Origin of the sequence: Streptomyces griseus, from assembly GCF_001715295.1 — a bacterium.
Classification (GTDB): Bacteria; Actinomycetota; Actinomycetes; order Streptomycetales; family Streptomycetaceae; genus Streptomyces; species Streptomyces griseus_G.
In genome coordinates this window covers 1169708-1190946 of record NZ_MDKB01000003.1, presented here as the reverse complement: position 1 = coordinate 1190946, position 21239 = coordinate 1169708, and the positions used below count along the sequence as shown (strand labels likewise).

The window sequence follows — 21239 nt, the reverse complement described above, 5'->3', positions numbered from 1 at the left end:
GGCGCGTACCCGGCGCAGGGCGCCGCGCATCCGGGAGGCGGCCCCGCCCCGGCGCCGGCCGAGTCCGTGCCCGGGGGGACCCGTACCGCCCCGCAGCCCGCCGCCCCGGCCGCGTACCCGGCCGAGGACGCCCCGGCGCCACCGGGGTCCGCCGACCCCGCCGTGGCGCCCGCCGCCGGGAAACCGGGACGCGACCGCTACCTGGACCTGCTCCGGGCCGTCGCCCTCGTCCGCGTCGTCTGCTTCCACCTGTTCGGCTGGGCCTGGCTGACCGTGCTCTTCCCGTCCATGGGCGTGATGTTCGCGCTGGCGGGCTCCCTGATGGCCCGCTCGCTGGCCCGTCCCGCGGCGAGCGTCATCCGCGGCCGGCTGCGCAGGCTGCTTCCCCCGCTGTGGGCGTTCTCCCTCATCGCCGTACCGGTGATGTTCGCGCTCAGCTGGAAACCCGTCCGCGAGGAGGGGCTGTGGTGGTTCGTCAAGATCGGCTACTACCTCCTCCCGGTCGGCACCCCTCCCTACCCCGAGGAGAGCGGCTCGGCAGGCGGCTGGCTCGAGGTGTCCTGGGCGGACCAGGCGGCGGGACCGCTCTGGTACATCCGCGCCTACCTCTGGTTCGTGCTCGCCTCGCCCCTGCTGCTCAAGGCCTTCCGCAGGCTGCCGTGGGTCACCCTGCTGGCCCCGGTGGTCCTCACGGCGGTCATCGGCACCGAGCTCGTCACGGTCCCCGGCGAGGGGGGCGAGGTACTGATCGACTTCGCCGTCTTCGGGTCCTGCTGGATCCTCGGCTTCGCCCACAACGACGGACTGCTGGAGGAGATCCCCCGCTACCTGGCGGTGTCCTGCGCCGCGATCGTCATGGGCTTCGGCCTCTGGTGGGCGTCCGGCCACCTCACCGAGGAGGGCTGGAACCTCGACGAGATCCCGCTGGCCCAGGCCACCTGGTCCCTCGGCTTCTGCGCGATCCTGCTCCTGTACGCGCCCTCCTGGAAGCAGCTTCCCGGGAAGCTCGCCGGCTGGGACAGCCTGGTCACCCTCGCCAACAACCGGGCCGTGACGATCTACCTGTGGCACAACATCCTGCTGATGGCGGCCGCGCAGATCATCGACCAGTCCTGGAACATCCCGTGGTTCGGCGACACGTTCGGCTCGTACGTCGAGATGGCGTACGACGGCCTCATCCTCGTCCTGATCTGGCCGCTGCTCGGTGTCGCGATCCTGGCCTTCGGCTGGGTCGAGGACGTGGCCGCCAAGCGCCGGCCGCGCCTGTGGCCCAACGGGGCGGACAAGGGCCCCCGCCGTGCCTGAGCGCCTGTGGGTGGCCTCTGACCGAGCGGCCACGCACCGGACCGCGTCCGCCGTACGGTCCCGGGTCCCCCGACAGGCGCTGAGCCCTCCGGGAGGGGTGCGGCGGGCACGGCTCACCGCGTCCCGGCCCGCGGAGTGAGAGCAAGGTTGCGCACCGGTCACCTCGTGGCACCGCGCCGAAACGCGGACTCCCTAGCGTCGGGACCACAACACCCCGACCCCTGTGGAGGCGCGTGATGGCCGGTCGTTGGATCGAGCAGTGGGAGCCGGAGGACGAGACCTTCTGGCGTGGGACGGGCGAGCGTGTCGCCCGGCGGAACCTGTGGTTCTCGGTGCTCTCGGAGCACATCGGCTTCTCCGTCTGGTCCCTGTGGTCCGTCATGGTCCTGTTCATGGGACCGGAGTACGGCATCGACCCGGCCGGGAAGTTCTTCCTGATCTCCACGGCCACCCTGGTCGGGGCCGTCGCCCGGGTGCCGTACACCTTCGCCGTCGCCCTGTTCGGCGGGCGCAACTGGACGATCTTCAGCTCGTTGTCGCTGCTCGTACCGACCGTCGCCGCCTTCGTGGTCATGGAGCCGGGGACCTCGTACACGACGTTTCTCGTCGTCGCCGGGCTCACCGGCATCGGCGGCGGCAACTTCGCCTCCTCGATGACGAACATCAACGCCTTCTTCCCGCTCCGCAGGAAGGGCTGGGCGCTCGGACTCAACGCGGGCGGCGGCAACATCGGCGTACCGGTCGTGCAGCTCGTCGGCCTCCTGGTGATCGGCACGGCGGGCGCGGCGCACCCGCGGATCGTGCTCGGCGTGTACGTGCCCCTCATCATCGCCGCCGCGCTCTGCGCCGCCTTCCGCATGGACAACCTCAGGCCCGTGCGGAACGACACGGGGGCCGCTCTCCAGGCCGTGCGCGATCCGCACACCTGGGTCATGTCGTTGCTCTACATCGGCACCTTCGGCTCGTTCATCGGGTACAGCTTCGCCTTCGGCCTGGTCCTGCAGACCCAGTTCGGCCGGACCCCGCTGCAGGCCGCCTCGCTCACCTTCATCGGCCCGCTGCTCGGCTCCCTGATCCGTCCCGTGGGCGGGCGGCTGGCCGACCGGTACGGCGGCGCCCGCATCACCCTGTGGAACTTCGCGGCGATGGCGGCGGCGACCGGTGTCGTCGTCCACGCCTCCGGCACCGAGTCGCTGGCCGTCTTCCTCGTCGGCTTCATCGCGCTGTTCGTGCTCACGGGACTGGGCAACGGATCGACGTTCAAGATGATCCCGGGCATCTTCCACGCCCAGGGAGTCGCCAAGGGTTTGCGGGGCGAGGAGGCGGCGGCCTACGGGCGGCGCCTCTCCGGTGCGGCCATGGGGCTCATCGGCGCCGTCGGCGCACTGGGCGGCCTCGCGATCAACCTCGCGTTCCGGCAGTCGTTCGCGACCTCGGGCGCCGGCACGGCCGCCTTCTGGGCCTTCCTCGTCCTCTACGCCGCCTGCTTCACCGTCACCTGGGCGGTATACCTTCGGCGCACCGCGGAGACGCCCGCGAAGCACCGGCTCGGCTATGCCGAGGTGTGACGATGGCCAGGGGGCGTCAGGTGACGTAACGGGCGGGAAACGCAAGTGAACCGAGCCTGTCACGCAGGGTTGGCAGTCTCGGTCCTCCGCAGCATCGAGCACCAGCGGGACGAGAGCCGGGTATCACGCCATGCACGACGACGCACAGCACGGGCCCCTCGCGGGCTTCACGGTCGGGGTGACCGCCGCCCGTCGCGCCGAGGAGCTCGGGACGCTCCTCGCGCGCAGGGGCGCCGCGGTCCTGCACGCGCCCGCGCTCCGGATCGTGCCCCTCGCGGACGACAGCGAACTCCTGGCCGCCACCGAGGAACTGATCGGTCACGCCCCCGACGTCGTCGTCGCCACCACCGCCATCGGCTTCCGGGGATGGGTGGAGGCCGCGGACGGCTGGGGCGTCGGCGAGGCGCTCCTGGACCTGCTGCGCGGCGTCGAACTGCTCGCCCGCGGCCCCAAGGTCAAGGGCGCCGTCCGGGCCGCCGGCCTCACCGAGGCGTGGTCGCCCGGCTCCGAGTCGATGGCCGAGGTGCTGGACCGGCTGCTGGACGAGGGCGTCTCGGGCCGCAGGGTCGCCCTCCAGCTGCACGGCGAGCCCCTGCCCGGCTTCGTCGAGGCGCTCCGCGCGGCGGGCGCCGAGGTGGTCGGCGTACCCGTCTACCGCTGGATGCCCCCGGAGGACATCGCACCCCTCGACCGCATGCTGGACGTCACCGTCGCCCGCGGCCTCGACGCCCTCACCTTCACCAGCGCCCCCGCCGCCGCCTCCTACCTGAACCGGGCCGAGGCCCGGGGCATGCTCCCCGAGGTGCTGTCCGCCCTGGGCCACGACGTCCTCGCGGCCTGCGTGGGACCGGTCACCGCCCTTCCGCTGCAGGCGCGGGGCGTCGACACCGTCCAGCCGGAACGCTTCCGCCTCGGCCCGCTCGTCCAGCTGCTCTGCGCCCAGCTGCCCGCCCGCTCCCGCACACTGCCGGTCGCCGGGCACCGGGTCGAGATCAGGGGACACGCGGTCCTCGTCGACGGGGCGCTGCGCCCGGTACCTCCCGCCGGCATGGCCCTGCTGCACACGCTCGCCCGCAGACCGGGCTGGGTCGTCTCCCGCGCCGACCTGCTGGGGGCGCTGCCGGGCAGCGGCACGGACGAGCACGCGGTGGAGACGGCGATGGCCCGGCTGCGCTCGTCGCTCGGGGCGCCGCGGCTGGTCCAGACCGTCGTCAAACGCGGCTACCGGCTGGCACTTGACCCCTCGGCCGACACCAAGTACGCGGGCACCTGAGGCGCGTACGCCGGCTGCCGAACCCCGTACGCCCTCGCATCCCGGGGCGGTTACCGTGCGGGGATGACCGACGACATCCACCCCTTGACCGCCGGCGTCCGGCTGAGGCCCGCGGTGCTCGGCGACGCCGCGTCCTTCGCGCAGGCGCTGACCCGCAGCCGTGCCTTCATGCGTCCCTGGGAGCCCGTGCGTCCCGAGAGCTACTACACCCCCGAGGGTCAGGCGCAGCGCCTGGCCGGGCTGCTGGCGGACCGGGACGCCGGGCGCGCGATGCCCTGGGTGCTGGCCGACGAGGAGGACCGGGTCGTGGGCGCGATGACGCTCGCGTCCATCGAGCGCGGGGCGTTCCGCAACGCCCGGCTCGGCTACTGGGTCGACGTCGGCCGGGCGGGCCAGGGGCTGGCGACGGCCGCCGTCGGCCGCGTCTGCGAGGCTGCGCGGGACACCCTCGGGCTGCACCGGATCGAGGCGGGCACGGTGGTCGACAACGCGGCCTCGCAACGGGTGCTGGCCAAGTCGGGCTTCGAGAGGGTCGGTACGGCGCCGCGCTACCTGCACATCAACGGCGCGTGGGCGGACCACCACCTGTTCCAGAGGATCCTGCACGACGGCCCGCCGCAGCGCTGAACCCCGGCGCCGGGGTCCCGGCGCGGTCTGCGGCGACCGGGGGCGGGTGGCCGGGCACCGGCGCCGCCTCGCGGCGTGCGGTACGTGCCCGCCGGCCCTTCCCGGTTCGCGCCGCGCCACCCGTGACCGCCGGGGTGGCGGGGGAGAGGAGGCACGGCCCGCAGGCCGGATCAGGCGGAACGAGGCGAAGCGCCTCAAAAAGAACCGGGTCGCGGGTGCACGGGGGAGCCCCCCTGTCGCGTAGGGTTGACGGCTGCCCGATGCACGTCAGAAGGGGGCCTCGGTGGCCGCGCAGGATGCCGCTGTCGATTCGTTGCGGGACCGGGAGACCGGTGTCGAGCAAGAACATCTGGACCGGGTCTACCACCGCCTCGAGGAGAAGATCCACGAGGCCGAATTCCTCATGCGTGACGCCAGTCAACGGGGCCAGGTGGGTACCCCCGGCGCGCTCGCCGAGCGCGACGCCCAGGTCTTCCGCGCCGGCGTCCACCTCAACCGGCTGAACAGCGAGTTCGAGGACTTCCTCTTCGGGAGGATCGACCTGCTGGCCGGCAAGGACGGCGTGCGCGGCCCGGACGGCGCGTTCACCTCGGTCGAACCCGCTGACGACGCCGTCCGGGAGGACGGCACCGCCGACATCGCCGAGACGCTCCACATCGGCCGCATAGGGGTCCTCGACGCCGACTACGCGCCGCTGGTGATCGACTGGCGGGCCCCGGCCGCCGCACCGTTCTACCGGTCGACGCCCAGGGATCCGGGCAGGGTCGTACGCCGGCGGGTCATCCGCTCCAAGGGCCGCCGGGTCCTCGGGGTGGAGGACGACCTGATGCGTCCGGAGCTGACCGCGTTCCTGGGCGGTGAGACGCTGCCCGTCATCGGCGACGGCGCCCTGATGGCCGCACTGGGCCAGGCCCGCAGCCACACCATGCGCGACATCGTCTCCTCCATCCAGGCGGAGCAGGACATGGTGATCCGCGCCCCCGCCGCCTCCGTCACGGAGGTGTCCGGCGGGCCCGGCACCGGCAAGACGGCGGTCGCCCTGCACCGGGCCGCGTACCTGCTCTACCAGGACCGGCGCCGGTACGCGGGCGGCATCCTCGTGGTCTCTCCGACCCCGCTCCTGGTCGCTTACACCGAAGGCGTGCTGCCCTCGCTGGGCGAGGAGGGCCAGGTCGCGATCCGCGCGGTCGGCTCCCTGTCCGACGAGGCGGCGGGCGTCGAGGGGGCCACCACGTACGACGAGCCCGCCGTCGCCCGGATCAAGGGTTCCTCCCGGATGCTGCACGTGCTGCGCAAGGCCGCCCGGGGGGCCCTGGAGCAGCCCGCTCCCCGCCCCGCGGCCCAGGACGGGCAGCTCGCGTTCGGCGAGGAAGAGGCCCCGGCCGGGGCGGGCACCCCCACCCGGCTGAGGGTGGTGGCCTTCGGCGCCCGGCTCGAACTGGACGCGGACGAGCTCCGCCGCATCCGGCACAACGTCCTCGGCGGCACCGCGCCCGTCAACCTGCTGCGCCCCCGCGCCCGCAAGCTGCTCCTGGACGCCCTGTGGGGCAAGTCGTCGGGGCGTGGCCGGTACACCGACCCCGAACTCGTCGCGGAGCTGCGCTCCTCGTTCGACGAGGACGTCTCCACCGAGCCCGTGTTCCTGGAGTTCCTGAACGCCTGGTGGCCGGAGCTCACCCCGCGCCGGGTGCTGGCCGCCATGGCCGACGAGCGGCGGCTGGGCCGGTGGGCGCGCCGAATCCTCAACCAGGGCGAGGTGCGCCGCCTCGCCCGCTCGCTGAAGCGGCTGGACGAGGACGGCACGGGGGCCCTCTCCGTGCACGACGTGGCGCTCCTGGACGAACTGCAGACGCTGCTGGGTACCCCGCACCGTCCGAAGAAGAAGCGCGAGCTCGACCCGCTGGACCAGCTCACCGGCCTGGAGGAGCTGATGCCCCGGCGTGAGGAGACGCAGCGGGAGAGGGCGGAACGGCTGGCGGCGGAGCGCACCGAGTACGCGCACGTCATCGTCGACGAGGCACAGGACCTGACACCGATGCAGTGGCGGATGGTCGGCCGCCGGGGCCGGCACGCCACCTGGACGATCGTGGGTGACGCGGCCCAGTCCTCCTGGTCGGACCCGGACGAGGCGTCCGCCGCCCGTGACGAGGCGCTCGGCAGCCGGCCCCGGCGCCACTTCACCCTCACGGTCAACTACCGCAACCCGGCGGAGATCGCCGAGCTCGCGGCGAAGGTGCTGGCCCTGGCCATGCCGGGGATGGAGTCCCCGGCGGCGGTCCGCTCCACGGGGGTGGAGCCGCGCTTCGAGCCGGTGCGGGGCGGGGATCTCGCGGGGACCGTACGCGAGGAGGCGCGCCGGCTCCTCGCGGAGGTGGACGGCACCGTCGGCGTGGTCGTCGCGATGGACCGCCGCGCCGAGGCCCGCGGCTGGCTCGAGGAACTCGGTGAGCGGGTGGTGGCGCTGGGCAGCCTGGAGGCGAAGGGCCTGGAGTACGACGCCACGGTGGTCGTCTCGCCCGCGGAGATCGCGGACGAGTCCCCGGCGGGGCTGCGGGTGCTGTACGTGGCGCTCACCCGTGCGACGCAGCAGCTGACTGTGGTGTCCGGCGAGCGGGACCTGCCGGACGGGAACGGTGTCCCCGACCTGCTGAGGGACTGACGGGCGAGTGGTGGCGAGGGCCCGTCCGGGGGAGCGGCCGGAGGCTCGTCACCGACTCGACGCGTCGTACGGGAATCACTTTTCCGGGGTCTTTGTTAGCCTGGGGGAGGCACCGGCTCGATCCAAGCCCCCGGGCCCAACCTTCGTCGCTACGAGCGACCACTTGCCGCGAGGCGAGCATGGCGGGCCGGTGCTACCTGAGTGAGGAAGACAGACCCGCGTCACCCGAGGGTGGCGCGGGTCTGTTGCGTGGGGGGACACCTGTGGACGGGGTTCCCCGGAAGGGCCCCTTCTCGTATGGTGGAAGAAACTTTCCGAAAAACGGCAGCCATTACCGGCTACCGGCGGGTAGGTGCGACGATTCGGAACGCGCGTACGGGTGAGTCCCACTGCGCGCAGGCAATGAAGCTCAGGAAAGCGAAGGACTGGCCATGGCAACGGCGCCCAGCGTCTCGTACTCGATGACGGTCAGGCTGGAGGTGCCCGCGAGCGGCACAGCGGTCTCCCAGCTCACCACGGCCGTGGAGTCCTCCGGCGGCTCGGTCACCGGCCTCGACGTCACCGCTTCCGGCCACGAGAAGCTGCGGATCGACGTCACCATCGCGGCCTCGTCCACCTCGCACGCGGACGAGATCGTCGAGGGACTGCGCGGGATCGAGGGCGTCGTCCTCGGCAAGGTCTCCGACCGTACCTTCCTGATGCACCTCGGCGGCAAGATCGAGATGGCGTCCAAGCACCCCATCCGCAACCGTGACGACCTCTCGATGATCTACACCCCGGGTGTGGCCCGGGTCTGCATGGCGATCGCCGAGAACCCGGAGGACGCCCGCCGGCTCACCATCAAGCGCAACTCCGTGGCCGTGGTCACGGACGGGTCCGCGGTGCTCGGCCTCGGCAACATCGGCCCCAAGGCCGCCCTCCCCGTCATGGAGGGCAAGGCGGCCCTGTTCAAGCGCTTCGCCGGCATCGACGCCTGGCCGCTCTGCCTGGACACGCAGGACACCGACGCCATCGTCGAGATCGTCAAGGCGATCGCCCCCGGGTTCGCCGGTATCAACCTCGAGGACATCTCGGCCCCCCGCTGCTTCGAGATCGAGGCGCGGCTGCGCGAGGCCCTGGACATCCCCGTCTTCCACGACGACCAGCACGGTACGGCGATCGTGGTCCTGGCCGCGCTGACCAACGCGCTGCGCGTGGTCGGCAAGTCCGTCGGTGACGTGCGGGTCGTCATGTCCGGTGCCGGCGCGGCCGGTACGGCCATCCTGAAGCTCCTCATCGCCGCGGGCGTCAAGCACGCGGTGGTCGCCGACATCCACGGTGTGGTGCACGCGGGCCGCGAGGACCTCGTCTCCGCCGACCCCGACTCGCCGCTGCGCTGGATCGCCGACAACACCAACCCGGAGGGCGTCACCGGCACCCTCAAGGAGGCCGTCGTCGGCGCCGACGTCTTCATCGGTGTCTCCGCCCCCAACGTCCTGAACGGCGACGACGTCGCCGCGATGGCCGAGGGCGCGATCGTGTTCGCGCTCGCGAATCCGGACCCCGAGGTGGACCCGGCGATCGCCAGGGAGACGGCGGCCGTCGTGGCCACGGGCCGTTCCGACTTCCCGAACCAGATCAACAACGTGCTGGTCTTCCCCGGCGTCTTCCGCGGCCTGCTGGACGCCCAGTCCCGCACCGTCAACACGGAGATGATGCTCGCCGCCGCGCGTGCCCTCGCCGGTGTCGTCGCCGAGGACGAGGTCAACGCGAACTACATCATCCCGTCGGTCTTCAACGACAAGGTCGCCGGAGCGGTCGCCGGAGCGGTCCGCGAGGCCGCCAAGGCGGCCGGAGTGGCCGAGGCGGCCCCCGACCCGGCCTGACGTCCGTCACCCGCACTTGACGTCCGTCACGCGGCCTGACGCGCGGTCCGACGTCCGTCACGCGGCCTGACGTCCGTCCGGGGGTGGCCGGCGTCCGCGCACGTCCCCGGCGGGCGCGGACGGGCCTCTGAGGCCCGCCGCGCCGCAGGCGGGCGTTTCGGTGCGCGGCTCCCCGCGACGGTCCGCGAGCGGCGCAGTGGGCCGCTCCGCCCGGGGCGCGGCCGGCCGTGGCACGCCCGCGCAGCGGCCGGTCACGGCCTTCCGGGCCGGTGTCCTGCCTCACGTCCGGGTTCCGTACGGCGCGTCGCGGGTCGCGGCGTCCCAAACGCCCCTTTAGGGTGGGCGGGCAGCGAGCCCCACAGGCCCGGCATCCGCTGCGGACCGCTCCAAGGAGTCGACGGAACGTCACCATGGGCACTCGGTGGCGCTTTTCGTGGGACGTCCGGGGGTTCCGGATTGGCGTTAGCGCCGCAGGTGGGGGCAGGATGCGTATTCGGGCGCGAGGGTCTGACATCAGACCCGGGTCCGGGGACTGTCAGAGGGCCCTGGCAGCATCGGCTTCGATCTCACGCCTCACAGGCAAGAAGAACACGGGAGTAACAACATGAACCGCAGTGAGCTGGTGGCCGCCCTGGCCGACCGTGCCGAGGTGACCCGCAAGGACGCCGACGCCGTTCTGGCCGCCCTCGCCGAGACCGTCGGCGAGATCGTCGCCAAGGGCGACGAGAAGGTCACCATCCCCGGCTTCCTGACCTTCGAGCGCACCCACCGTGCCGCTCGCACCGCTCGTAACCCGCAGACCGGCGACCCGATCAACATCCCGGCCGGCTACAGCGTGAAGGTCTCCGCGGGCTCGAAGCTCAAGGAAGCCGCCAAGGGCAAGTAAGGCCCCCAGGCATCAGTAAGGGCGGCCGTCCTCACCGGACGGCCGCCCTTCGGCGTACCCGGGGGCGGCCGCAAGGGGCCGCACAGCGGCCGGGGCCGTGCGAGGGGGAGCGACGGCCGCCGGGGAGCAGTACCGGCCGCTGTGCGGGCGGTGCTGCGGGCCCGCGGGCGCCTCTGAGGTCCCGGAGCCGCGCACGGCCGTCTCCCGGGCGGGAGAGCCGCCGGACAGCCCGCTGCCCCGGTCCCATGGGCGGGGCCGGGGCAGCGGGCCGGTGCGGGGGCGCGCAATGCTGTGTGCGGCAGCACCGTGCGTACGCCGGAGCGTGTCCGGCGCGGGGTCAGACGAGTGATCCGCCGGGAAGCTCGACCTTGGCGCCGAGCTTCTCCAGTTTGTCCATGAAGTTCTCGTAGCCCCGGTTGATCAGGTCGATGCCGTGCACCCGGGAGGTGCCCTGGGCCGCCAGCGCGGCGATCAGGTACGAGAACCCGCCCCGGAGGTCCGGGATGACCAGGTCGGCGCCCTGGAGCTTCGTGGGCCCGGACACGACCGCGGAGTGCAGGAAGTTCCGCTGGCCGAAGCGGCAGTCGGAGCCCCCGAGGCACTCGCGGTAGAGCTGGATGTGGGCGCCCATCTGGTTGAGCGCCGAGGTGAAGCCGAGCCGGGACTCGTACACCGTCTCGTGGACGATGGAGAGGCCCGCGGCCTGCGTCAGGGCCACCACGAGCGGCTGCTGCCAGTCGGTCTGGAACCCGGGGTGGACGTCCGTCTCCAGGGCGATGGCGTTCAGCGCGCCGCCCGGGTGCCAGAAGCGGATGCCCTCGTCGTCGATCTCGAAGGCACCGCCGACCCGCCGGTAGGTGTTGAGGAAGGTCATCATGGAGCGCTGCTGGGCGCCGCGCACGTAGATGTTGCCCTCGGTCGCCAGCGCTGCGGACGCCCAGGAGGCGGCCTCCAGCCGGTCCGGGATCGCCCGGTGCGTGTACCCGTCGAGCTGGTCGACGCCGGTGATGCGGATGGTCCGGTCGGTGTCCATCGAGATGATCGCGCCCATCTTCTGCAGTACGCAGATGAGGTCCTCGATCTCCGGCTCGACGGCCGCGTTGGACAGCTCGGTGACGCCCTCGGCGAGGACGGCGGTCAGCAGCACCTGCTCGGTGGAGCCGACCGAGGGGTACGGCAGCCTGATCTTCGTACCGCGCAGGCGCTGCGGGGCCTCGAGGTACTGGCCGTCGGCCCGCTTCTCGATGACCGCGCCGAACTGGCGCAGCACCTCGAAGTGGAAGTCGATCGGCCGGCCGCCGATGTCGCAGCCGCCCAGCCCCGGGATGAAGGCGTGGCCCAGGCGGTGCAGCAGAGGGCCGCAGAAGAGGATCGGGATGCGCGACGAACCCGCGTGCGCGTCGATGTCGGCGACGTTCGCGCTCTCGACGTGCGACGGGTCGAGGATGAGTTCACCCGGCTCGTCCCCGGGGCGGACGGTCACGCCGTGCAGCTGCAGCAGTCCCCGCACCACCCGCACATCGCGGATGTCGGGCACGTTGCGGAGCCGGCTCGGCCCGCTGCCGAGCAGCGCGGCGACCATCGCCTTCGGCACCAGGTTCTTGGCGCCTCGGACGCGGATCTCGCCCTCCAGCGGGGTGCCGCCGTGGACAAGCAGGACATCGTCTGTGCCAGTCATGTATCTCGCGTTCCGAAGTGGTCGGGCAGGGGGCCTTCGAAGAGGGTAATGGGCCCCCGCCCCCTTGCCGTAAGTCACGGGGGGTGTACGGACGTCATGGATCCGCCACGACACGCTCTGCTCCGGCCCTCTTGCGGAGGGTCACCGTCCGCACGGCCGGCGCCGGCACACCCCTCCTCGCGCAATCCGTGCGCCCGAACGGCCGCACGGGGGTCCTGAGCTGCGTGCGGGCGCCGGCCGTGACCCGGTGGGCCGGCCCGGTTCCCGCGGAGGGCGGACATGCGGGATCATCTCTGCCATGACCGAGGTGTCCTCGCTCACAGGGCGGCTGCTCGTGGCCACACCCGCCCTGTCGGATCCGAACTTCGACCGTGCCGTGGTGCTGCTCCTCGACCATGACGAGGAGGGCTCGCTCGGCGTCGTCCTGAACCGGCCGACCCCGGTGGGCGTCGGTGACATCCTCGCGTCCTGGGCCGCTCTGACCGGCGAACCCGACGTGGTCTTCCAGGGCGGTCCGGTCTCGCTCGACGCGGCCCTGGGTGTCGCGGTCATCCCCGGGGGCGAGGGCCCTCCGGGGTGGCGCAGGGTGCACGGGGCGATCGGCCTGGTGGACTTGGACGCACCTCCGGAGCTGCTGGCCGCGGCGCTCGGCTCCCTGCGGATCTTCGCCGGTTACGCGGGCTGGGGGCCGGGGCAGCTGGAGACGGAGCTCAAGGACGGCGCCTGGTACGTCGTCGAGTCGGAACCCGGCGATGTGTCGTCGCCGCGCCCGGAGAACCTCTGGCGGGCCGTTCTGCGGCGCCAGCGCAGCGAACTGGCGATGATCGCGACGTATCCGGACGACCCTTCGCTGAACTGATGACCGGAGCTTTCAGTACGCTTGGCAGTTATGAGCACTCTTGAGCCCGAGCGCGGGGCAGGGACGGGCACCCTCGTAGAGCCGACGCCACAGGTGTCGAACGGCGACGGCGACCACGAGCGCTACGCCCATTACGTCCAGAAGGACAAGATCATGGCGAGTGCCCTCGAGGGCACTCCCGTGGTGGCACTGTGCGGCAAGGTCTGGGTCCCGGGGCGCGACCCCAAGAAGTACCCGGTCTGTCCCATGTGCAAGGAGATCTACGAGTCCATGGGCGCCGGAGGCGACAAGGACAAGGGCAAGGGCGGCAAGGACAGCGGCAAGAAGTAGCCGCCCCTGGTGGCACCGTCCGGTCCGTGACCCCCGGGACGCGCAGCGATGCGCGCCCCGGGGGTCTTCGCATGCCCGGGGGCGTCCCACGCTCCGGGCATGCGGACCGAGGGCGCGTGGCGTGCGGCCCGATCCGGGCGGCCGGGCGTTGCACGGGCTGCTCCGGGTGGTCACAGAGTGGTTGAGACCACTTGTCGGGGTGCGGGCGCGCGCTTACTCTCCTGCCAGTTGTGCAGAACGAAACGTGCGTTGCACAGAATGCAACGACTGACCGGTAGGGGTTCCGGATGAAGCTTTCTGCCCGAATTGCCGCCCCGGTGGCGGCTCTTGTGCTGGCCGGCCTCACCGCCACCGCCTGCGCGCCGCAGACCTCCGACACCGGCTCCGCGGCGGACGAGAAGAGTGGGACGCTCCGCGTCTGGCTCTTCCAGGAGGTCGGCAACAAGCCCAAGGAGAAGGTCGTCGACGCCGCGGTCGCCGGCTTCGAGAAGTCCCACAAGGGCGTGGAGGTCGAGGTCGAGTACATACCGGTCGACACCCGGGCCCAGCGCATCAAGGCCGCCTTCAACGACCCCAAGAGCGCCCCCGACCTCGTCGAGTACGGCAACACCGACACGGCCGGCTACGTGAAGGACGGCGGACTCGCCGACGTCGGCAAGGAGTTCGCCGCCTGGGACGAGGCCAAGGACATCGACCCCGCCGCCAAGCAGTCCGTGACGGTCGGCGGCCAGGTGTACGGGGCGCCCCTCTTCGTCGGCGTACGCGCGCTCTACTACCGCACCGACGTCTTCGAGGACCTCGGCATCCGGCCGCCCACGTCCCAGGCCGAACTGATCTCCACCGCCAAGAAGATCCACAAGGAGAAGCCCGGGCTGTACGGGCTCGCGGTCGGCGGCGCGTACACCTACGGCGCGATGCCCTTCATCTGGGCGCACGGCGGCGAACTGGCCGACGAGACCGGGGTGACCTACGAGTCGGCCATCAACAGCGAGAAGGCCCGCGCGGGCATCGAGGCCTACACCTCCCTCTTCGGCGACGACAACTGCCCCGCCGCCAAGTGCGCGGCCATGGGCGGCAACGCGACCGTCACCGCCTTCGCAGCCGGCAAGGCGGCCATGGCGATCGGTGGTGACTTCAGCCACGCGGCCGTCGAGGCGGGTGCCGTGAAGGGCAAGTACGCGGTCGTGCCGCTGCCCGGCGTCGAGAAGGGTTCCATCGCGCCGGCGTTCGCAGGAGGCAACAACATCGGCGTCCTCAGGAGCAGTTCGCACCGCACCCTCGCGGTCGACCTCATGAAGTCGCTGACCGGCAAGAAGACGCAGGCCGAGATGTTCGACGCCATGGGCTTCCTGCCCACCTACACGGACGTACGGGCCGCGGTCGCCGAGAAGGAGCCCTTCGTCGGGCCGTTCGTCGACACGCTCGGCGCGGGCGCCAAGTTCGTCCCGGCGTCCCCGGCCTGGGGTCAGATCGACGCCTCACTGGTCCTGCCCACGATGTTCCAGGAGATCGTCAGCGGCCGTAAGGACGTGGCAGCCGCCTCGGACGACGCGGCGAAGAAGATGGACGCGGCGTTCGCCGACGCGGGCTGACGATGACCGCGAACACGACAGTGCGCAAGGCCCCGGTGTCCGGGGCGGGCGGCGGCACGCAGGCCCGCCCGCCCCGGCGCCGGCCGGCCTCACCCGTACGGCGCTCCGGCTGGACACCCTGGCTCTACCTGCTGCCCGCCCTCGTGCTGCTCGGCGGGCTCCTGGTCTACCCGATCTACCAGCTCGGCCTGATCTCCTTCCTGGAGTACACCCAGGCCCAGGTCAGCGGCGGTGAACCCACCACCTTCCAGGGGTTCGGCAACTACGCGACCCTCTTCCGCGACAGCCAGTTCTGGCAGGTGCTCCTCGCGACCGTGCTGTTCGCCGCGGCCTGCGTGCTCGCCACCCTGTCCGTCGGCTGCGCCCTTGCCGTCCTGCTCACCCGGATCCGGGCCCTGCCCCGGCTCGCCCTCATGATGGCCGCGCTCGGGGCGTGGGCGACCCCGGCGATCACCGGGTCGACCGTCTGGGTCTTCCTCTTCGACCCGGACTTCGGGCCGGTCAACAAGGTGCTGGGCCTCGGGGACTTCTCCTGGACGTACGGGCGCTACAGTGCCTTCGCCCTGGTCCTCCTCGAAGTGCTGTGGTGCTCGTTCCCGTTCGTGATGGTGACCGTGTACGCGGGCATCCGCGCGATCCCCACCGAGGTGCTGGAGGCCGCCTCGCTGGACGGTGCCTCGCAGTGGCGGATCTGGCGGTCGGTCATGGCCCCGATGCTGCGGCCGATCCTGATCGTCGTCACCATCCAGTCGATCATCTGGGACTTCAAGGTCTTCACCCAGATCTACGTCATGACCAACGGCGGCGGCATCGCCGGCCAGAACCTGGTGCTCAACGTGTACGCGTACCAGAAGGCGTTCGCGTCCTCGCAGTACAGCCTCGGATCGGCGATCGGCGTCGTGATGCTGGTGATCCTGCTGGCCGTGACGCTGGTCTACCTGCGCCTGGTGAGGCGCCAGGGGGAGGAACTGTGAGCACGCCGACGACCCGCCCGCGCATCCGGCGGCCCGGACGGCTGGCGGCGGAGGCCGCGGCCTTCCTCATCGCCGCCGCGGTCGCCTTCCCGCTCTACTGGATGGTGCTCTCCGCGCTCAAGCCGGCGGGCGAGATCCAATCCACGCACGCCCGCCCCTGGACGCTGTCCCCGTCCCTCGACTCCTTCCGCCGGGTCTTCGAACAACAGGATTTCGGCCGCTACTTCCTCAACAGCCTGCTCGTCGCCGGGACAGTCGTCCTCGCCTCCGCGCTGATCGCCTTCCTCGCGGCCACGGCCGTCACCCGATTCCGCTTCAGATTCCGCACCACACTGCTGATCATGTTTCTCGTGGCGCAGATGGTGCCGGTCGAGGCGCTCACCATCCCGCTGTTCTTCCTCATGCGGGATTTCGGGCAGCTGAACAGCCTGGGCTCGCTGATCCTGCCCCACCTCGCCTTCTCGCTGCCGTTCGCGATCTGGATGCTGCGCGGATTCGTCAAGGCCGTACCCGAGGCACTGGAGGAGGCCGCCTACATCGACGGGGCGAGCCGCACCCGCTTCCTGTGGCAGATCCTCTTCCCGCTCGTCTTCCCGGGCCTCGTGGCGACCAGCGTGTTCTCCTTCATCTCGACCTGGAACGACTTCCTCTTCGCCAAGTCGTTCCTCATCAGCGACACGTCCCAGTCGACGCTTCCCATGGCCCTCCTGGTGTTCTTCAAACCCGACGAGAACGACTGGGGAGGGATCATGGCCGCCTCGACGGTGATGACCGTTCCCGTGCTCGTCTTCTTCGTACTCGTACAGCGCCGTCTGGTCTCGGGACTCGGCGGAGCGGTAAAGGACTGACATGCACCAGCTGATTCCGGCGCCCGTACGCGCCGAGACCACGGACCGGAGCGCGTTCCTCCTGGACGGGGCCACCACCCTCACGGCGCGGGCCGGTACCGAATCCACCGGGCGCTGGCTGCGCACCACTCTCGGGGCCGCCTTCGGCCTCCCGCTCGTCCCGGGGGGAGAGGGCACCGGCAACACCGTCGACCTGCGGATCGACCCCGCGAGGGAGCCCGAGGGTTACCGTCTGACCGTCACGCCCGGGGGAGGTGTCGAGATCTCCGGAGGGAGCGCCGCCGGCGTCTTCTGGGGAGCCCAGACGCTCCGTCAGCTCCTCGGCCCCGAGGCGTTCCGCCGCGCGCCCGTGGGCCCCGCCGGCCCGCGTGCCGTCCCCCTCCTGGACATCGAGGACGGCCCGCGCTTCGGCTGGCGCGGTCTGATGCTCGACGTGGCACGCCACTTCATGCCCACGGACGACGTCCTGCGCTACCTCGACCTGATGGCGGCCCACAAACTCAACGTCTTCCACTTCCACCTCACCGACGACCAGGGCTGGCGTATCGAGATCAAGCGCCATCCCCGCCTCACGGAGACCGGTGCCTGGCGTGCGCGCACCCGATACGGGCACCGCGCCTCCGATCTCTGGGACGAGACCCCGCACGGCGGTTACTACACCCAGGACGACATCCGCGAAATCGTCGCGTACGCCGCCGAGCGGCATATCCGGGTCGTCCCCGAGATCGACATCCCGGGCCACTCGCAGGCGGCGATCAGCGCATATCCGGAACTCGGCAACACCGACGTCATCGATACCTCCGCGCTTTCGGTCTGGGACACCTGGGGTGTCAATCCGAACGTACTCGCCCCCACCGACAACACCCTCCGGTTCTTCGAAGGCGTCTTCGAGGAGATCCTGGATCTCTTCCCCGCCGACACCTCGCCGTTCATCCATATCGGTGGCGACGAATGCCTCAAGGACCAGTGGAAGCAGTCGCCGGCCGCGCAGGCCCGGATGGCCGGACTCGGCCTCACCGGCGAGGACGAACTGCAGTCCTGGTTCATCCGGCACTTCGACGGCTGGCTCACCGCCCGGGGCCGCAGGCTCATCGGCTGGGACGAGATCCTCGAAGGCGGTCTCGCCGAGGGGGCCGCGGTGTCCTCGTGGCGCGGCTACGCGGGCGGCATCGCCGCCGCCGAGGCCGGACACGACGTCGTCATGTGCCCCGAACAGCAGGTCTATCTGGACCACCGTCAGGACGGCGGCCCGGACGAACCGATGCCCATCGGGTACGTACGCACCCTGGAGGACGTCTACCGCTTCGAACCCGTTCCCCCGGGCCTCTCCGAGGAGGCGGCCGCCCACATCCTCGGCACCCAGGCCAACGTCTGGACCGAGGTCATGCAGAACAGGGCCCGGGTGGACTACCAGGTCTTCCCGCGGCTCGCGGCCTTCGCCGAGGTCGCCTGGTCCCCCCTTCCGGCGCCCGCAGAACGGGACTTCGCCGCGTTCGAGCGCCGCATGGCCGCGCACTACGCCCGGCTCGACGCCCTGGGTGTCGGCTACCGGCCGCCGGGCGGCCCGCTGCCGTGGCAACGGCGGCCGGGCGTCCTGGGTCGCCCGATCGAGGGACCGCCTCCGCACGTCTGAGGAGCCTCCGGGCCCCGTGCCCGCCCACGGGGCCCGGCGCCCGGGCGCGTTCGGTCCGCGTCGGCCACCCCTCGCCCCGGGGGACACGCGAAACGAACAAGTCGTGCGAACGCGCAGAATGATCACAATACGCACACCGTGCGAAGGTGTGCGAAACGTGATGTACCCCCCGCCCAGGGACGGATGTGCCCTTCGTGGACCCTCGCGTCGGTCCGCCCGCAAGATGTGCCAGAGTTGCCACGTCCCGGCCGTGAGCACGTACCGTACGGCGGACAGGCGGGACTACCGGGACACCGGGAAGGGGCAGCTGGGTTGACCACGCACGCACCGCAGGCGATGCAGTCGGTGACGCTCCCGTCCTCGCTCGACGAGGCCGTGGCAGCTCTCGGCGCCATGCCTGCCGCCGTTCCTGTGGCGGGGGGCACCGACCTCATGGCGGCCGTCAACAAGGGCCTCCTGCGGCCCTCCGGGCTGGTCGGCCTGAGCCGGATCAGCGAACTGCGCGGCTGGCACTACCAGGACGGCCACGCGCTCCTCGGAGCCGGCCTCACCCACGCGCGCATGGGGCGGCCCGACTTCGCCGCCCTCATCCCCGCGCTGGCCGCCTCCGCACGCGCGGCCGGCCCACCCCAGATCCGTAACGCCGGGACGCTCGGCGGCAACATCGCCACCGCGGCGCCGACCGGCGACGCCCTGCCGGTGCTGGCGGCCCTGGAGGCCGAGCTGGTCATCGCGGGCCCCGGGGGTGCCCGGCGTGAGATCCCCGTCTCGCACCTGCTGGCCGGTCGCGAGATGCTCGAACCCGCCGAGCTCATCGGCTTCGTCCGCGTGCCGCTGCTGCACGCGCCGCAGGTCTTCCTCAAGGCCACCGGCCGCACCGGCCCCGGGCGCGCCACCGCCTCCGTCGCCATCGTCCTGGACCCGGCACGCCGCGGCGTACGCTGCGCCGTCGGCGCGATCGCCCCCATGCCGCTGCGGCCCCTGGAGGCCGAGCACTGGATCGCCTCCTTGATCGACTGGGACGGCGAACGCGGCCTGGCCCCCGACGCGCTGGCCGCCTTCGGCGAGTACGTCGCGGCGGCCTGCATCCCCGACCAGGCACCACCTGACGACGGGGGAGAAGCACCACCACTGTCTCCCGCCGTACTGCACCTGCGGCGCACGGTCGCCGCGCTCGCCCGACGCGCGCTGGGGAGGGCACTGTCGTGAGCAATGAGGAGAACCCCGGGCAGCAGCACGGGCAGCCCGATCCGTACGGCGGCTGGCGGCCGACCCCGCAGGGCGGCGAGTACGACGCCGAGGCCACCGCCTTCGTCCACCTGCCCCCGGAGGACCTGGCGAACCTCGGCGGTGACCCGCTGGCCGCCCCGGGCCACGGCTACGTCCCGCCGATGATCCTGCCGCTGACTCCGGCGGCAGGCCTGGACCCGGCGGCGACCGGCAGCTGGGTCGTGCAGACGCAGAGCCAGCAGGAGCGGGCCGGCCAGGCCGCGGGCCCGGAGGGCGCACCGGAGGCGGTGCACTGGCCCGACCCGAACAGCGCGCACGAGACGTACCAGCAGTACCGACCGGACACCTCGCAGTACGGGCAGACGTCGTCCACGACCGCCCAGTGGCACTTCCCCGAGGCCGAGGCACCTGCCCCGGCTCCCGAACCCGTACCCGAACCCCTCGGGCACACCGGGCAGTGGACGATCCCGGTCGCGGACGGCGAGCTCCCGGAGGAGTCCGGCGAGTACGCGGCCTCGGCGATGGCGTCGCAGTGGTACGCGGACACGCCCCCGGCCACGCTGCCGGGCGGCGCACCGGCCCCGTGGGCCACCCCTGAGCCGATGCCGGACACGGAACCGGCCGCCGCCCCGGAGCCGGCCGCCACGCCGGACGCTCCGTCGGCGGCTTCCGTCCCCGGACCCGCGAGCCCGCCGGAGCCGGAGGACCCGCAGACGGCCGGGGCCCCGGTGGGCGGCGTCCCCGCGGCCGGGGTACCCGTCGGCGGCGTTCCCGCCGCCGGCGAAGCCCCCGGAGAGGCGCACGACGGCACCCCGGGGCACGCTCCGGACGCCCCGGAGAGCCCGGAGCAGAGCGATGTCCGGGGCGCTCAGGACGCCGCTGCGCACGCCGACGCCGAGTACGCGGAACACGCCGGGTACGCCACGTACGCCGAGCACGCCACGCACGCCGAGCAGGAAGGGGCCGACGGCTCCGAGGAAACCCCGGAGCCACCGGAGGCCCCCGAGCCGCCCGGGGACGCAGAGACGCTCCCCGCGGGCACCGATCCCTTCGCGGACGCCGCTGACGCCGCCCTCCCCGGGGAGGACGGCCCGGACGCGGAGCACGCCACCGCTTCCGCCGACCCCGCCGTCGACGTAACGGACGCAACAGCCGCAGCGGACGCAATAGACCCGACGGACGCGACAGGCGCGACGGACGCGGCGTCCGGTCGGGCCCCCGCCGCGGAGCCGGAACCCGGGCACGCCCCGGCCCCCGTCCCCATGGACGGTCCGAGCGAGCACCCGGCGGCTTCGTACGTCCTGCACGTGAACGGCGTGGACCGCCCCGTCAGCGATGCCTGGATCGGCGAGTCGCTGCTCTACGTCCTCCGCGAGCGCCTGGGCCTCGCCGGGGCCAAGGACGGCTGCTCGCAGGGCGAGTGCGGGGCGTGCAACGTCCAGGTCGACGGCCGCCTCGTCGCCTCCTGCCTCGTCCCCGCGGCCACCACGGCGGGCAGCGAGGTCCGCACGGTCGAGGGCCTGGCGGTGGACGGGGAACCGTCGGACGTCCAGCGGGCCCTCGCCGGGTGCGGTGCCGTGCAGTGCGGCTTCTGCATCCCCGGGATGGCGATGACCGTCCACGACCTGCTGGAGGGCAACCACGCCCCCACCGAACTGGAGACGCGCCAGGCCCTGTGCGGCAACCTCTGCCGCTGCTCCGGCTACCGGGGCGTACTCGACGCCGTACGTGAGGTCGTCGCGGGCCGGGAGGCGACCGCGGAGGCGGCCGCCACGGCCGACGAGGAGCCGCGCATCCCGCACCAGGCGGCCCCCGGAGCGGGCGGCGTCCAGATCCACCCGCACGAGGGAGACGCCCGGTGAACACCGCGTCTCCCGCTTCACCGGTCACTCCCACCACCAGCCGCTGCCGC

General features: G+C 72.2%; 16 protein-coding genes. 15 read left to right on the top strand and 1 reads right to left on the bottom strand.

Going from position 1 to position 21239, the window contains the following annotated elements; all coding sequences use genetic code 11:
* The first annotated feature begins 66 nt into the window (after positions 1 to 66).
* The 7 genes from BA175_RS21385 to BA175_RS21355 all read left to right on the top strand — a co-directional run bounded on the left by BA175_RS21385 (position 67) and on the right by BA175_RS21355 (position 10183).
* Entirely contained in the window at positions 67 to 1305 is a 1239-nt protein-coding gene (locus BA175_RS21385; protein WP_438947358.1) for an acyltransferase family protein, read from the top strand.
* 236 nt (positions 1306 to 1541) lie between these two features.
* A complete protein-coding gene (locus BA175_RS21380; RefSeq protein ID WP_069173028.1) occupies positions 1542 to 2873 on the top strand; it encodes a nitrate/nitrite transporter in 1332 nt (443 codons plus the stop codon).
* A gap of 130 nt (positions 2874 to 3003) precedes the next feature.
* Positions 3004 to 4146 carry a uroporphyrinogen-III synthase gene (locus tag BA175_RS21375; protein ID WP_069173027.1) on the top strand — a complete coding sequence of 381 codons (1143 nt, stop codon included), beginning with the start codon at positions 3004 to 3006 and terminating at the stop codon, positions 4144 to 4146.
* A gap of 63 nt (positions 4147 to 4209) precedes the next feature.
* Positions 4210 to 4773: a GNAT family N-acetyltransferase gene (locus BA175_RS21370; protein ID WP_069173026.1), complete on the top strand. Its 564-nt coding sequence runs from the start codon at positions 4210 to 4212 to the stop codon at positions 4771 to 4773.
* A gap of 283 nt (positions 4774 to 5056) precedes the next feature.
* Positions 5057 to 7432 carry a HelD family protein gene (locus BA175_RS21365; protein ID WP_069173025.1) on the top strand — a complete coding sequence of 792 codons (2376 nt, stop codon included), beginning with the start codon at positions 5057 to 5059 and terminating at the stop codon, positions 7430 to 7432.
* 431 nt (positions 7433 to 7863) lie between these two features.
* A complete protein-coding gene (locus BA175_RS21360; protein ID WP_069173024.1) occupies positions 7864 to 9297 on the top strand; it encodes an NAD-dependent malic enzyme in 1434 nt (477 codons plus the stop codon).
* A gap of 604 nt (positions 9298 to 9901) precedes the next feature.
* A complete protein-coding gene (locus BA175_RS21355) occupies positions 9902 to 10183 on the top strand; it encodes an HU family DNA-binding protein (protein WP_003968811.1) in 282 nt (93 codons plus the stop codon).
* A gap of 337 nt (positions 10184 to 10520) precedes the next feature.
* Here the strand turns inward: BA175_RS21355 and murA are convergent, their stop codons facing one another.
* Positions 10521 to 11861, bottom strand: a complete 1341-nt coding sequence (gene murA / locus BA175_RS21350) for a UDP-N-acetylglucosamine 1-carboxyvinyltransferase (RefSeq protein WP_069173023.1) — start codon at positions 11859 to 11861, stop codon at positions 10521 to 10523.
* Between the two features lie 298 nt (positions 11862 to 12159).
* On the opposite strand from murA, the gene BA175_RS21345 reads away from it, so the two are divergent.
* The 8 genes from BA175_RS21345 (at position 12160) to BA175_RS21310 (ending at position 21189) form a co-directional block, all read left to right on the top strand.
* Positions 12160 to 12720 (top strand): YqgE/AlgH family protein, encoded by a 561-nt coding sequence (locus BA175_RS21345; protein ID WP_069173022.1) that lies wholly within the window; start codon positions 12160 to 12162, stop codon positions 12718 to 12720.
* 30 nt (positions 12721 to 12750) lie between these two features.
* On the top strand, positions 12751 to 13050 hold the full coding sequence (locus BA175_RS21340) for a DUF3039 domain-containing protein (RefSeq protein WP_014155978.1): 300 nt from the start codon (positions 12751 to 12753) through the stop codon (positions 13048 to 13050).
* 287 nt (positions 13051 to 13337) lie between these two features.
* The gene (locus BA175_RS21335; RefSeq protein WP_069173021.1) at positions 13338 to 14642 is read left to right on the top strand and encodes an extracellular solute-binding protein; all 1305 of its coding nucleotides are present in this window, start codon (positions 13338 to 13340) and stop codon (positions 14640 to 14642) included.
* A gap of 2 nt (positions 14643 to 14644) precedes the next feature.
* Positions 14645 to 15616 carry a carbohydrate ABC transporter permease gene (locus tag BA175_RS21330; protein ID WP_069173020.1) on the top strand — a complete coding sequence of 324 codons (972 nt, stop codon included), beginning with the start codon at positions 14645 to 14647 and terminating at the stop codon, positions 15614 to 15616.
* Positions 15613 to 16464, top strand: a complete 852-nt coding sequence (locus BA175_RS21325; protein WP_069173019.1) for a carbohydrate ABC transporter permease — start codon at positions 15613 to 15615, stop codon at positions 16462 to 16464. The genes BA175_RS21330 and BA175_RS21325 overlap by 4 nt, the downstream gene beginning before the upstream one ends.
* A gap of 1 nt (position 16465) precedes the next feature.
* A complete protein-coding gene (locus BA175_RS21320; RefSeq protein WP_069173018.1) occupies positions 16466 to 18097 on the top strand; it encodes a beta-N-acetylhexosaminidase in 1632 nt (543 codons plus the stop codon).
* A gap of 312 nt (positions 18098 to 18409) precedes the next feature.
* On the top strand, positions 18410 to 19306 hold the full coding sequence (locus BA175_RS21315; RefSeq protein ID WP_069173017.1) for an FAD binding domain-containing protein: 897 nt from the start codon (positions 18410 to 18412) through the stop codon (positions 19304 to 19306).
* Positions 19303 to 21189 carry a 2Fe-2S iron-sulfur cluster-binding protein gene (locus tag BA175_RS21310; RefSeq protein WP_069173016.1) on the top strand — a complete coding sequence of 629 codons (1887 nt, stop codon included), beginning with the start codon at positions 19303 to 19305 and terminating at the stop codon, positions 21187 to 21189. Before BA175_RS21315 ends, BA175_RS21310 begins: the two co-directional genes overlap by 4 nt.
* Positions 21190 to 21239: the final 50 nt, after the last annotated feature.